This window comes from Bordetella genomosp. 13 (assembly GCF_007679965.1).
In the GTDB taxonomy this organism is placed as follows: domain Bacteria; phylum Pseudomonadota; class Gammaproteobacteria; order Burkholderiales; family Burkholderiaceae_B; genus Bordetella.
The window spans coordinates 243,577-257,303 of the sequence record NZ_VEHL01000009.1; the positions used below are offsets into that span (position 1 = coordinate 243,577).

At 68.4% G+C, this 13,727-nt stretch carries 13 protein-coding genes; 12 read left to right on the forward strand and 1 reads right to left on the reverse strand.

Features of this window, described 5'->3' with window-relative positions:
• Positions 1-112 precede the first annotated feature (112 nt).
• From FS845_RS21180 to FS845_RS21230, 11 genes are all read left to right on the forward strand, one after another.
• Positions 113-1,957 carry an acyl-CoA dehydrogenase gene (locus FS845_RS21180; RefSeq protein ID WP_144639034.1) on the forward strand — a complete coding sequence of 615 codons (1,845 nt, stop codon included), beginning with the start codon at positions 113-115 and terminating at the stop codon, positions 1,955-1,957.
• A 95-nt stretch (positions 1,958-2,052) separates the two neighbouring features.
• Positions 2,053-2,694, forward strand: a complete 642-nt coding sequence (locus tag FS845_RS21185; protein ID WP_144639036.1) for a peroxiredoxin — start codon at positions 2,053-2,055, stop codon at positions 2,692-2,694.
• Between the two features lie 279 nt (positions 2,695-2,973).
• A complete protein-coding gene (locus FS845_RS21190) occupies positions 2,974-4,005 on the forward strand; it encodes a sulfate ABC transporter substrate-binding protein (protein WP_144639038.1) in 1,032 nt (343 codons plus the stop codon).
• Positions 4,006-4,033: 28 nt separating this feature from the next.
• The gene (gene cysT, locus FS845_RS21195; protein WP_144639040.1) at positions 4,034-4,915 is read left to right on the forward strand and encodes a sulfate ABC transporter permease subunit CysT; all 882 of its coding nucleotides are present in this window, start codon (positions 4,034-4,036) and stop codon (positions 4,913-4,915) included.
• A 34-nt stretch (positions 4,916-4,949) separates the two neighbouring features.
• A complete protein-coding gene (gene cysW, locus FS845_RS21200) occupies positions 4,950-5,861 on the forward strand; it encodes a sulfate ABC transporter permease subunit CysW (protein WP_144639042.1) in 912 nt (303 codons plus the stop codon).
• Positions 5,858-6,934: a sulfate/molybdate ABC transporter ATP-binding protein gene (locus tag FS845_RS21205; RefSeq protein ID WP_144639044.1), complete on the forward strand. Its 1,077-nt coding sequence runs from the start codon at positions 5,858-5,860 to the stop codon at positions 6,932-6,934. The genes cysW and FS845_RS21205 overlap by 4 nt, the downstream gene beginning before the upstream one ends.
• A 119-nt stretch (positions 6,935-7,053) precedes the next feature.
• On the forward strand, positions 7,054-7,785 hold the full coding sequence (locus tag FS845_RS21210) for a phosphoadenylyl-sulfate reductase (RefSeq protein ID WP_260986382.1): 732 nt from the start codon (positions 7,054-7,056) through the stop codon (positions 7,783-7,785).
• A gap of 50 nt (positions 7,786-7,835) precedes the next feature.
• Positions 7,836-8,744, forward strand: coding sequence for a sulfate adenylyltransferase subunit CysD (gene cysD, locus FS845_RS21215; protein WP_144639048.1), 909 nt, complete (start codon positions 7,836-7,838; stop codon positions 8,742-8,744).
• A gap of 37 nt (positions 8,745-8,781) precedes the next feature.
• Positions 8,782-10,080: a sulfate adenylyltransferase subunit 1 gene (locus tag FS845_RS21220; protein WP_144639050.1), complete on the forward strand. Its 1,299-nt coding sequence runs from the start codon at positions 8,782-8,784 to the stop codon at positions 10,078-10,080.
• A 179-nt stretch (positions 10,081-10,259) separates the two neighbouring features.
• Positions 10,260-11,480, forward strand: coding sequence for a PA0069 family radical SAM protein (locus tag FS845_RS21225; RefSeq protein ID WP_144639052.1), 1,221 nt, complete (start codon positions 10,260-10,262; stop codon positions 11,478-11,480).
• A 103-nt stretch (positions 11,481-11,583) separates the two neighbouring features.
• Complete coding sequence (locus tag FS845_RS21230; protein WP_144639054.1) at positions 11,584-12,066, forward strand: hypothetical protein; 483 nt, start codon at positions 11,584-11,586, stop codon at positions 12,064-12,066.
• 78 nt (positions 12,067-12,144) lie between these two features.
• On the opposite strand, the gene FS845_RS21235 is transcribed toward FS845_RS21230, so the two are convergent.
• Positions 12,145-12,915, reverse strand: coding sequence for a fumarylacetoacetate hydrolase family protein (locus FS845_RS21235; RefSeq protein WP_260986383.1), 771 nt, complete (start codon positions 12,913-12,915; stop codon positions 12,145-12,147).
• Positions 12,916-13,184: 269 nt separating this feature from the next.
• On the opposite strand from FS845_RS21235, the gene rplS reads away from it, so the two are divergent.
• Positions 13,185-13,565 (forward strand): 50S ribosomal protein L19, encoded by a 381-nt coding sequence (gene rplS / locus FS845_RS21240; protein WP_144639058.1) that lies wholly within the window; start codon positions 13,185-13,187, stop codon positions 13,563-13,565.
• The last annotated feature ends 162 nt before the right edge of the window (positions 13,566-13,727 follow it).

Genomic DNA, 13,727 nt, shown 5'->3' on the forward strand with positions numbered 1-13,727 from the left:
GAATTTGCGAGTAGCATTGGGCCTGGTGTCATCCCCCGAACAATGGCACGGCGGCAGGGGCCGTCGGGCGACGCGCAAGTCGCCCGGCCGCCCTTGCGTCGCGCAACAGACAATGGAGACGAGCGTGACCCCGTTTACCCCCCCAGTACGCGATATCCGATTCGTGCTCAATGAACTGGCCGGCCTGGCCGACGTGCTCAAGCTGCCCGGCTTCGAGGAATTCGGCGCGGACCTGGTCGATGCCGTCCTGGAAGAGAACGCCCGTTTCGTCGCCGAGGTCGTGGCGCCGCTCAATGACCGCGCCGACCGCCAGCCGCCGGTATGCACCGACGGCGCCGTCACCACCACGCCGGGCTACGCCCAGGCCTTCAGCCAGTACGCCGAAGGCGGCTGGCAGGGCCTGCAGCATCCGCAGGCCTGGGGCGGGCAGGGGCTGCCGCACCTGGTGGCCGCGCCCGCCAGCGAGAACCTGCAGGCCGCCAGCCTGGCGTTCTCGCTGTGCCCGCTGCTGACCGACGGCGTCATCGAGGCCCTGCTGACCGTGGGCAACGAGGCGCAGCGCCGCCAGTACGTGCCCAACCTGATCGGCGGCAAATGGACCGGCACGATGAACCTCACCGAGCCGCAGGCGGGCTCCGACCTGGCGCTGGTCGCCACGCGCGCGGTGCGCCAGGACGACGGCAGCTACCGCATCAGCGGCCAGAAGATCTTCATCACCTACGGCGAGCACGACCTGGCCGAGAACATCATCCACCTGGTGCTGGCGCGCACGCCGGACGCGCCGGCGGGCGTGAAGGGCATCTCGCTGTTCATCGTGCCCAAGTTCCTGGTGAACGACGACGGCTCGCTGGGCAAGCGCAACGACGTGTGGTGCGCCACGCTGGAACACAAGCTGGGCATCCACGGCAGCCCCACGGCCGTGCTGCTGTACGGTTCGGGCAAAGGCGAGGCGGGCGAAGGCGCCGTCGGCTATCTGGTCGGCGAGCAGAACCGCGGCCTGGAATACATGTTCATCATGATGAATGCCGCCCGCTACGCGGTGGGGCAGCAGGGCATCGCGGTGTCCGAGCGCGCCACCCAGCAGGCGCTGGCCTATGCGCGCGAGCGCGTGCAGGGCCGCGCGGTGGAGGGCTCGGCGGGCCCGGTGACGATCGCGCACCACCCCGACGTGCAGCGCATGCTGCTGACCATGCGCGCGCTGACCGAGGCCGCGCGCGCCGTGTCCTACGTGGCCGCGGCCGCGCACGACCGCGGCACGCATCATCCCGACGCCGAGGTGCGCAGCCGCAACCGTGCGTTCTACGAATACCTGGTGCCCATCGTGAAGGGCTTTTCCACCGAGTCGTCGGTGGAAGTGGCGTCGCTGGGCATTCAGGTGCATGGCGGCATGGGCTTCATCGAGGAGACCGGCGCGGCGCAGCACTACCGCGACGCCCGCATCCTGCCCATCTACGAAGGCACCACCGCCATCCAGGCCAACGACCTGGTGGGCCGCAAGACGCTGCGCGACGGCGGCGCCACGGCGCACGCCATCATCGCCGCCATGCGAGACACCTTGAAGGCCGTCGAGGCCGAGGTGGGCCGCGCCGACGAGGCCGATCGCGCGGGCCTGCGCCTGCTGCGCGACAACCTGGACCAGGCCATCCAGGCCTACCAGGACGCCGTGGCCTTCGTGCTGGAGCATGCGACGTCCAACGTGCGCGCGGTGTTCGCGGGCAGCGTGCCCTATCTGATGCTGGCAGGCGTGGTACACGGCGGCTGGCAGATGGCGCGCGCCGCGCTGGCGTGCCGGCGCAAGCTGGCGGGGCAGGCCGATGCCGATCCCTTCTATCGCCACAAGCTGGCCACCGCGCTGTTCTATGGCGCGCACATCCTGCCGCGCGCGTTCGCGTTGTCGTCGGCGGTGCGCGCCGGCGAAGTGGCCGAGGCCTGCGGCACGCAGGCCGATATTGCATAAGGTTATATGCGTTGCATATTTCCACCGGACTTGGTTTGATGAAAGAATTTCCCGGCAGAATGTCCGACACCGCAACCTGAATCCAGGAGACCATCATGGCGCAACTTCGTCTGGGCGATACCGCCCCTGATTTCGAACAGCAGTCCTCCACCGGCACCATCCGCTTCTACGACTACCTGGGCGACAGCTGGGGCGTGCTGTTCTCGCACCCGGCCGACTTCACGCCGGTCTGCACCACCGAGCTGGGCTACACGGCCAAGCTGGCCGACGAATTTGCCAAGCGCAACGTGAAGGTGCTGGCCCTGTCGGTGGATGCCGCCGAGTCGCACAAGCAATGGATCGGCGACATCAACGACACGCAGTCCACCACGGTCAACTTTCCCATCCTGGCCGACGAGGACCGCAAGGTCTCCGAGCTGTACGACATGATCCACCCCAACGCCAGCGCCACCGCCACGGTGCGTTCGGTGTTCATCATCGACCCGGCCAAGAAGGTGCGCCTGATCATCACCTATCCGGCCAGCACGGGCCGCAACTTCAACGAGATCCTGCGCGTGATCGACTCGCTGCAGCTGACCGACAGCCACAGTGTGGCCACGCCCGTGAACTGGGAGGACGGCGACGACGTCATCATCGTGCCCTCGCTGAAGGACGAAGCGGTGATCAAGGAGAAGTTCCCCAAGGGCTACAAGGCCGTGCGCCCGTACCTGCGCATCACGCCGCAGCCGAACAAGTAAGCACGGATCAAGTTTCTTCGGTTTTTCTGGCGATGCCGGCCTCGGGCCGGCATTGTCGTTTCAGGCGCTCTCGGCGGATATTTCCGTCCGTCATGAGTTAATGCCGGAATCGAACGTACCAATAATGCGCGTTCGATAATGCCGCGGTTGCCGGATAATGGCGACCCACCGCATATTCCAAATAGCGATGAACAACGAATAAATCATTCGTTCCGTTCAGAAGCCCGCGCCGTCAGACTTTCCTCCAGTTACTCACAACTCGAAAAGACGGACGGAAGTATGCGACTGAAAAAGCTTGGACTCCTCACCGCGGCGTTGTCCCTGGCCGCCGCTTCGCTGATCGGCGCGTCCACCGCGCAGGCCCAGCAGAAAACGCAGGCGCTGCTCAACGTGTCGTACGACCCGACGCGCGAACTCTACCGCGCCATCGACGATGCCTTCATCAAGCAATACAAGGAAAAGGCGGGCGTCGCGCTTACCATCCGCCAGTCGCACGGCGGCTCGGGCAGCCAGGCCCGTTCGGTCATCGACGGCCTGGAAGCGGACGTGGTCACGCTGGCGCTGGCCTACGACATCGACGCCGTCGCGGCCAAGGGCCTGCTGCCGGCCGACTGGCAGAAGCGCCTGCCGAACAACAGCTCGCCGTACACCTCGACCATCGTGTTTCTGGTGCGCAAGGGCAATCCCAAGCAGATCCACGACTGGGACGACCTGCTGAAGGACGGCGTGCAGGTCATCACCCCGAACCCGAAAACCTCGGGCGGCGCGCGCTGGAACTACCTGGCCGCCTGGGCCTATGCGCTGGACAAGAACGGCGGCAGCGAAGAGAAGGCCAGGGAGTTCGTCGGCGCGCTGCTCAAGCACGTGCCGGTACTGGACAGCGGCGCGCGCGGCGCCACCACCACCTTCGTGGAACGCGGCGTGGGCGACGTGCTGCTGGCCTGGGAGAACGAAGCCTTCCTGGCGCGCGAGGAACTCGGTCCGGACAAGTTCGACATCGTGGCGCCGCCCCTGTCGATCCTGGCCGAACCGCCGGTTGCCGTGGTGGACAAGGTGGTCGACAGGAAGGGCACCCGCGAAACCGCGCTGGCCTACCTGAACTTTCTGTATACGCCCGAGGCGCAGGACATCATCGCCCGCAATTTCTACCGTCCCATCGACAAGACCGTGGCGGCCAAGTACGCCGACCGCTTCCCCAAGCTGAAGCTGGTCACCATCGACGATCCGATCTTCGGAGGCTGGCAGGCGGCGCAGAAGAAGCACTTCAGCGACGGCGGCACCTTCGACCAGGTCTACAAGCCGCAGCGCTGACCGGAGCGCGACGGATGGAGACGCAGCCATGACGGCAGCCAATCCGGCGGTGGGGGCGCAAGCCCTCGTCCGTCTGCGGCGCAACCGGTCCGGCGTACTGCCGGGTTTCGGTCTTTCCATGGGCTATTCGGTGGCCTACCTGTGCCTGCTGGTACTGATCCCGCTGGCCGCGCTGCCGATCAAGAGCGCGGGCCTGGGGTGGGGCGGGTTCTGGGAGACCGTGACCTCGCCGCGCGTAATGGCCTCGTATCAGCTGACCTTCGGCGCGTCGCTGCTGGCCGCGCTGGTCAACCTGGTGTTCGGCACCATCGTGGCCTGGGTGCTGGTGCGCTACCGCTTTCCGGGCAAGAAGATCATCGACGCGCTGGTCGACCTGCCGTTCGCGCTGCCCACCGCGGTGGCGGGCATCGCGCTGACGGCGCTGTACGCGCCCAACGGCTGGCTGGGCAAGCCGCTGATGGAAGGCTTCGGCACGAAGGTGGCGTTCACGCCGCTGGGCATCGTCATCGCGCTGATCTTCATCGGCCTGCCCTTCGTGGTGCGCACGGTGCAGCCGGTGCTGGAGGACGTCGAGCGCGAGCTCGAAGAGGCCGCGGCCAGCCTGGGCGCGGGCCGCTGGCAGACGGTGCGGCGCGTGCTGCTGCCCGCCATGTTGCCGGCGCTGCTGACGGGCTTCGCGCTGTCCTTCGCCCGCGCGGTGGGCGAGTACGGCTCGGTGGTGTTCATCGCGGGCAACATGCCCATGGTGTCCGAGATCACGCCGCTCTTGATCATCGTCAAGCTCGAGCAGTTCGACTACGCGGGCGCCGCCGCCATCGCCACGGTGATGCTGGTGATCTCGTTCGCGCTGCTGCTGCTGATCAATCTGCTGCAGGGCTGGCAGTCGCGCCGGGGCGGGAGATCGGCATGACGCGTTCCCACATTCTTCATGCCAGGAGGCCGCGATGAACGCCGCCCCGCGTCCCCCGCATCTGTCCGAACCCCTCTGGGTGCGCGGCGTGCTGATCGTGCTGGCGCTGGCGTTCCTGGCGCTGTTCCTGCTGGTCCCGCTTGCCGCGGTGTTCACCGAGGCCTTGCGCAAGGGCTGGGAGCTGTACCTGGCCGCCATCACCGAGCCCGACGCCTGGGAGGCCATCAAGCTGACCCTGCTGGTGGCCGGCATCGCGCTACCCGTGAATCTCGTGTTCGGCGTGGCCGTGGCCTGGGCCGTCACCAGGTTCCAGTTCCGCGGCAAGCAGGTGCTGATCACGCTGATCGACCTGCCGTTCTCGGTGTCGCCGGTCGTGGCGGGCCTGGTGTTCGTGCTGCTGTTCGGCTCGCAGGGCTGGTTCGGCCCCTGGCTCCAGGACCACGACCTGAAGATCGTCTATGCCCTGCCGGCCCTGATCCTGGCCACGCTGTTCGTCACGTTTCCCTTCGTGGCCCGCGAACTGATCCCGCTGATGCAGGCGCAGGGCAGCGAGGAAGAGCAGGCCGCCCTGACGCTGGGCGCCAGCGGCTGGCAGATCTTCTGGCGCGTGACGCTGCCCAACATCAAGTGGGGCCTGCTGTACGGCGCGATCCTGTGCAATGCGCGCGCCATGGGCGAGTTCGGCGCGGTGTCGGTGGTGTCCGGCAAGATCCGCGGCCTGACCAACACCATGACCCTGCACGTCGAGATTCTCTACAACGAGTACCAATTCGCGGCGGCGTTCGCGGTGGCCTCGCTGCTGGCCTTGCTGGCGCTGGTCACCCTGGTGGCCAAGAATCTGGTGGAGTGGCATGGCGCGCGCCCCGCGCGCGCCGCGCCCGTCCGCCCGTCCGCCACCCATCCCGCCGCCGCGCTGCCCGCACGCCTGGAGGAAGCGGCACCATGAGCATCGAAGTCAAGAACCTGTCCAAGCAATTCGGCACGTTCCGCGCGCTGGACGACGTGTCGTTGCGCATCGACACCGGCGAGCTGGTCGCGCTGCTGGGCCCCTCGGGCTGTGGCAAGACCACGCTGCTGCGCATCATCGCCGGCCTGGAAACGCCCGATTCGGGCAGCGTGCTGTTTTCGGGCGAGGACGCCACCGACGTGGACGTGCGCCAGCGCCAGGTCGGTTTCGTGTTCCAGCACTACGCGCTGTTCCGCCACATGACCGTGTTCGAGAACGTGGCGTTCGGCCTGCGCGTGCGTCCGCGCGCGCAGCGTCCGCCCGAGGCGAAGATACGCGCCAAGGTGCACGAGCTGCTTAGCCTGGTGCAGCTGGACTGGCTGGCCGACCGTTATCCGGCCCAGCTGTCGGGTGGCCAGCGCCAGCGCATCGCGCTGGCCCGCGCGCTGGCGGTGGAGCCGCGCGTGCTGCTGCTGGACGAGCCGTTCGGCGCGCTGGACGCCAAGGTCCGCAAGGAACTGCGCCGCTGGCTGCGGCGCCTGCACGACGAGCTGCACGTGGCCAGCGTGTTCGTCACGCACGATCAGGAGGAAGCGCTGGAAGTGGCAGACCGGGTGGTGCTGATGAACGGCGGCCACATCGAGCAGGTCGGCTCGCCGCGCGAGGTGTGGGAGCGTCCCGCCACGCCGTTCGTGCACGGCTTCCTGGGCGACGTGAACACGCTGCACGGCCATGCCGCGCGCGGCGTCTGGCAGGCCGGAGGCATTTCGCTGGCGGCGCCGGCGCTGCCGCAGGACGAGCGCGTGCCGGCCATCGCGTACGTGCGGCCGCACGACATCGACCTGGCCCGCGACGACGGCACGGGCAACGGCATCCGCGTGAAGCTGGGCCACGTGTACCTGGCCGGTCCCAGCGCCTGCCTGGAGCTGCGCCGCCTGGATCAGGACGCCGTGATCGAGGCCGAGCTGCCCGAAAGCCTGTTCCGTGGCCTGGGCCTGAAAGAGGGCGACATCCTGCTGGCGCAACCGCGCCGCGCCACGGTCTACGCCTCGCATCCCGGTGCCGCGCAATGAGCCAGACGAGCGGAAAGACCTCATCGCTGGAGCCGAGCCGTCCGACGGGAACGGGGCACGCGCTCGACCCGGCCCCGTCGCCTCGGCCGGACCCATCGTCCGCGCCGCGCGCAGGCGATGTGGCGCCGCCGTCCGCCGACCTTGCCGCGCGCGTCGCGGCGCGCTGGGCGACGCTGCGCGACACGCTCGAGGACATCGCGCTGCGCCATCCCGACGCGGCCCTGGCCTCGTCGCTGGCCGCCGAGGACATGGTGCTGACGCACGCCATCTTCCAGGGCGGCCTGCCGCTGGAGGTGTTCACGCTGGACACCGGCCGGCTGCACGCCGAGACCCTGGCGGTGCTGCCGCGCATCGAGGCCCGCTACGGCCGCGCCGTGCGCGTCTGGCACCCCGAAGCGGACGCCGTGGCCGCGCACGTGGCCGAGCACGGCGCGTACGCGTTCTACGAAAGCGTCGACCTGCGCAAGGCCTGTTGCCGGATCCGCAAGGTCGAGCCGCTGCGGCGCGCGCTGGCCGGCCGCGGCGCCTGGCTGACCGGCCAGCGCCGCGAGCAGGCCGCCACGCGCGGCGAACTGCCCGAGGCCGAGGACGACACCGTCTTCGGGCTGCGCAAGTACAACCCGCTGGCCGCCTGGAGCGAGGCGGAGGTCTGGCACCTGATCCGCACGCTGGACATCCCCTACAACCCCCTGCACGATCAGGGCTACCCGTCCATCGGCTGCGAGCCCTGTGCGCGCGCGATCCGCCCCGGCGAGGACGTGCGGGCGGGGCGCTGGTGGTGGGAGCAGGCCGACTCGAAAGAGTGCGGCCTGCATGCGGGCAACCGCGTCATTCCCGTGGCATCGCGCTGAAGGCTTTCCGGCACGCGACCAAGAATTCGATTCGATCTGAGGAAACAACCATGTCCGTCGTGACCCATCGCAGCCATCTGGATTGGCTGGAGTCGGAGGCGATCTACATCCTGCGCGAAGTGGCCGCCGAGTGCGCGAAACCCGTGCTGCTGTTCTCGGGCGGCAAGGATTCGGTGGTGCTGCTGCGCCTGGCCGAGAAGGCGTTCCGCCCGGGCCGCTTCCCGTTCCCGCTGATGCACATCGACACCGGCCACAACTTCGACGAAGTGATCGCGTTTCGCGACGCGCGCGCGGCCGAGCTGGGCGAGACCCTGATCGTGCGCAGCGTCGAGGACTCGATCCGGCGCGGCAGCGTGGTGCTGCGCCACGCCACGGATTCGCGCAATGCCGCGCAGGCGGTGACGCTGCTGGAGGCGATCGAGGAATTCGGCTTCGATGCCTGCATCGGCGGCGCGCGCCGCGACGAGGAGAAGGCCCGCGCCAAGGAGCGCATCTTCTCGTTCCGCGATTCGTTCGGCCAGTGGGATCCGAAGGCGCAGCGGCCCGAACTGTGGAACCTGTTCAACACGCGCGTGCATCCGGGCGAGAACATGCGGGTGTTCCCGATCTCGAACTGGACCGAGCTGGACGTGTGGCAGTACATCCAGCGCGAGAACCTGGCGTTGCCGCCGATCTACTACAGCCATGCGCGCGACGTGGTGCGCCGGCGCGGCCTGCTGGTGCCCGTCACGCCGCTGACGCCGCCCGCCGACGGCGAGGTGGTCGAGCGGCTGCCGGTGCGGTTCCGCACGGTGGGCGACATCTCGTGCACCTGCCCGGTGGCGTCCGACGCCGCCGACCCGGCCGCCATCATCGCCGAGACCGCGGTCACCGACATCACCGAGCGCGGTGCCACGCGCATGGACGACCAGACCTCGGAGGCATCGATGGAACGGCGCAAGCGCGAAGGCTATTTCTGACCGTCCCCAGCCCACCAGACAGATTGCGAGACGCTGCATGAACACCATCAATGAATCCTTCCTGGACGGCACCGGCAACGGCGTGCTGCGCCTGATCACCGCCGGCTCGGTCGACGACGGCAAGTCGACGCTGATCGGCCGCCTGCTGTACGACAGCAAGGGCGTGTTCGCCGACCAGCTCGACGCCATCTCGCGCGCGAAATACAAGCGCGTGGCGGGCGACGGCATCGACTTCTCGCTGCTGACCGACGGCCTGGAAGCCGAGCGCGAGCAGGGCATCACCATCGACGTGGCGTACCGCTATTTCTCCACGCCGCTGCGCAAGTTCATCATCGCCGACGCGCCGGGCCACGAGCAGTACACGCGCAACATGGTGACCGGTGCCTCGACCGCGGACGCCGCCATCATCCTGATCGACGCCACGCGCGCCGCCGACGGCCGCCTGCTGGCGCAGACCAAGCGGCACAGCATGATCGCGAAGCTGCTGGGCATCCGGCACATCGTGGTCGCCGTCAACAAGATGGATCTGGTCGACTGGGACCGCGCGGTGTTCGACCGCATCCGCGACGCGTACGCCGACCTTGCCGCACGCCTGGGGCTGGCGCATTTCGACATCCTGCCGCTGTCGGCCTTGAACGGCGACAACGTGGTGACGGCCTCGCCGCGCACGCCGTGGTACGAGGGGCGGCCGCTGCTGGCGCTGCTGGAGACGCTGGTCGTGGCCGACGACGGGCGCGGCCTGCCGCTGCGCCTGCCAGTGCAGTGGGTGCTGCGGCATGGCGGCGACCGCGCCGACGATTTCCGAGGCTATGCGGGACGCCTGGCCAGCGGCTCGCTGCGCGTGGGCGACACCGTGGCGGTGCAGCCGTCGGGACAGCAGGCGCGCGTCGCCAGCCTGGTGCGCGGCGCCGTCGAAGTGGATGAGGCGGTGGCGGGCGATTCGGTCACCGTGGTGCTGGACCGCGACGTCGACGTGTCGCGCGGCGATACGCTGGTGCGTCCCGATGCGCCGGCGCAGACAGGCCGCGAGTTCGAGGCCGAGCTGTGCTGGCTGGACGCGCAGCCGCTCAACCCGGCGCGGCGCTATCTGCTCAAGCACGGTACGCGCCTGACCTCGGCGAAGATCCGCGAGGTACGCACGCAACGCGACGTGCACGAGCTGCAGGAGATCGCGCACGCGGGCGGCACGCTGTCGATGAACGACATCGGCAGGGTGGTGCTGGCCACGCGCGAGACGCTGGCGGTGGACCGGTACGATGCGCTGCCGGCCAACGGCGCCTTCATCCTGATCGACGAGGCCACGCACCAGACGGCGGCGGCCGGCATGCTGCGCTAAGGCGCTGTTGTTTTTCCTCCAAACCCTTGCCTGGCGCGGCTTTCCGGCCGGTTTGCAGGGGGCGGCGGGACGGCTGGAATCATTTCCGTACGGCGTCGGCCGTCTTGGGGTAAATTGGGGCGTCGCCTGATCGCATCGCGGGGCTTGCCAAAAGTACTGTGTTTTTGTACAGTGCTTTCATGGCAAGCACCGATCATTCTTTTTCCGCCGGTTCTGGGTCCCCGGCTGCCGCCCCCGCCGCCTTGCGCGGTCGGGGTGCGGTTACTAATGTTCGTCACCGCTTCCAAGAAACCGAGCGCACCGCGCCGGACGAAGCGGCCGACATGTTCCCCGACGCTGCCGCCCTGCGCACCGAGGTCCGGGCCGAACAGGCCCGGTCCATCCTGTCCCGCAACGATTCGCCTGACGTCCCGTTCGAGGTCGCCATCAATCCGTACCGCGGCTGCGAACACGGCTGCGTCTATTGCTTCGCCCGGCCCACGCATGCCTACCTGGGCTACTCCCCCGGGCTCGATTTCGAAACCAAGCTGGTGGCCAAGGCCAATGCCGTCGAGGTCCTGCGCGGCGAGCTGGCCAAGCCCGGCTACCGCGTCGCGCCCATCAACCTGGGTTCGGCCACCGACATCTACCAGCCCATCGAGCGCACCTGGCGCCTCACGCGCAACCTGCTGCAGGTCATGCTGGACACGGGCCATCCCGTCACGCTGGTCACCAAGAACGCCCTGATCGAACGCGACCTCGACCTGTTGCGCGCCCTGGCCGAACGCAACCTGGTCATGGCCTTCGTCAGCATCACCACGCTGGACGCCGACATGGCCCGCACGCTCGAGCCCCGCGCCTCCGCGCCGTGGCGCCGGCTGCAGGCCGTGCGCACGCTGGCCCAGGCCGGCGTGCCGGTGGGCGTGCTGGCCTCGCCCCTCATTCCGTTCATCAACGACGAATTCCTCGAATCCATCCTCGAAGAGGCCGCCAACGCCGGCGCCCGCTTCAGCGGCTACACCGTGGTGCGGCTGCCCTGGGAAGTGAAAGAGGTGTTCGAACAATGGCTGCAGGCGCACTTCCCGGATCGCGCCCAGCGCGTGCTGCATCGCGTCGAAGACATGCGCGAAGGCCGCCGCAACGATCCCAATTTCGGCACCCGCATGCGCGGCACCGGCGTCTGGGCGGACCTGCTGCGCCAGCGCTACACGCTGGCGGTGCGCAAGTTCGGCCTGAATGCCATGCGGCCGCAGCTCGATTGCAGCCAGTTCGTGGCGCCCGAGCCGCCTGCCGTGCCCTTGAAAAGGGCAGGGCGCGGCGACTCCCAGCCCGTGCACTTCCACGAAGGCGTGCGCCGCATTGCCGCCGCCACGCTGGCCGTGCAGGCGCAGCGAGCAGGGCAGTTGGCGCTGTTCGACTGAAACGCCTCGCATCTTCACGTCTGCCTTCGCATTCGCATTTCCCGACGCAGCAGTTCCGACACCTCACAACACGACAACACGCCGCCTAGCCAGGAGCTCCACCATGACCATCGCCACGCTGTCTTCCGCCGTTCTCGCACCGATCAACGGTGCCGCCGTACGCCGGCTGTTCGCGGGCTCGGGCCGGGTGGGCTCGCTGCTCGGCATTCCCGCGCGCCGGGGGCGGGTGCGGGCGCAAGCCCAGGCCATCCAGGCCGCGGGGCTGTTCGGCGCCGTGTCAACCCTGCCGGACACGGCGGCGGCGCGCAAGTGGCCGTTCCCGCCCGTGCAGCCCGCCGTGCCGGTTGACCCGCCACAGGCGCCCCGAGCGGTCCAGATGCCCGTGCCGCAGGTGCCCGTCTGCGCGCCGGTTGCATCGTCCGATGCCAAGCGGCCGTCCTCCGATGCCGCCCTGGGCGACGTGCGCAACCTGTCCACCGTCCAGGCGCTGGGCGTGCGCCGCATGGTCATCGACGTGCTGCTGGTGGCCATGTGGGGCGCCTTGATCCCCGGCCTGATGTGGCTGGGCGCCGCGGCGGGGTTCTGAACGCCGGACGGTCGCTCAACGGCCTCCCAACGTCGCTTCACCACCGCGCCTGAACCTCCGTTCTCCCGGGCGGCCGCCTCACACCCGCAGGCTGATGGCCCCTATCCCCGGAAAGGCCACGTCCACCTTCATGCCGGGCTGCACGGCATGCACCCCGTTCCACGTTCCGGTCGTCACGACCGTTCCTGCCGGCACGGTCGCGCCATGGCGGGTCAGGTGCCGAAGCCACGCCGGCAGCAGCCAGGCGGGATCACCCAACGAGTGCGTCCCCATATGAAGTTGCGCGGCCCCGTCGTCGATGCGCACTTCGCACACCTGCTGGTGCCACGGCCGGCGCGCATAGGGTATCCAGTCGCCCAGCACCAGTCCGGCGTGCGACTGGCAGTCGGCCAGGCGCAGCAGCGCGGGCGCTTGCGAGGCCTGCTCGAAACGCGAATCCACCAGTTCCACCGACACGGTCATGGCGTCGATCAGGCCGTCCACCGCGTCCTCGGCCAGCAGGGCGGCCTCATCGGGCGTCACCGCCCGGACCAGGCGCAGTGCCACCTCGGCCTCGACGCCCGGGGCGTGCAGGCGCAGATCCGAATACTCGGCGCCATTGCCGCGCACGGCGTCCGGGGGCAGCCCCGCGTGCGTCAGCGTGGCGCTGCGCGTCGGGCCGCCGGATTTCCAGTACCGGGCGACCTCCCCGGCGCGCCACCAGCCCAGTTCGGCCGCCACGGCATCCTGCACGGCGTACGCCGCCTGCTCGCCTTTCACGCTGTCCTGCCACAGGGCGGCGTCCAGCACCGTGCCGGTGCGGTAGGCGCCCACCAGGGCCTGGGCGAATTCGTGCTGTGCGGTATCCAAGTAAGGTTCTCCTGCCTGTAGGTCGGTTCGATGGAAACGTGCGTGTTGCCTGCCATACCGTAGCGCGCAGGCATCACCCTGCATACAAGCAGGATCATCCGGCATTTTTGCGGTAGAATGCCTGGTTTGCCAAATCTCATCCTCTGCTTCGCGCATTAAAGTCCTGGATCCCTGGCGCCGATGGCATCGTCTTCGGCTGCGTCCGGAAACCCAGGCAAAACATCTACGGCAAAGTCTCGCGCGAAAGACATGATGAACTAGGAGTTCAAGTGGACCTCATCGCTATCCTGGAACAGGAAGAAATCCAGCGCCTGACCGGCGGCAAAGCCTTCCCCGACTTCAACCCCGGTGACACCGTGGTGGTCAACGTCAACGTGGTCGAAGGTACGCGCAAGCGCGTCCAGGCCTACGAAGGCGTCGTCATCGCCAAGCGCAACCGCGGCCTGAATTCGTCCTTCATCGTGCGCAAGATCTCGTCCGGCGAAGCCGTCGAGCGTACGTTCCAGCTGTACTCGCCGCAAATCGCTTCGATCGAAGTCAAGCGCCGCGGTGACGTGCGCCGCGCCAAGCTGTACTACCTGCGCAACCGCTCGGGCAAGTCGGCTCGCATCAAGGAAAAGCTGGTCATCAAGGCCCCCAAGGCGGCATAAATGCCTGGGGTATCGTATCGGGATGCGGCACGCCTGGCGTGCCGGCCCGTTACGCGACACCCCGTGCAGTGCGCCAAGCAACTCCCGCTTCGGGCGGGCTCAAGAGGCACCTCGCGGGGTGCCTTTTCCATTGCCGATCCCGGCTTTCGTTCCTGACCCCGC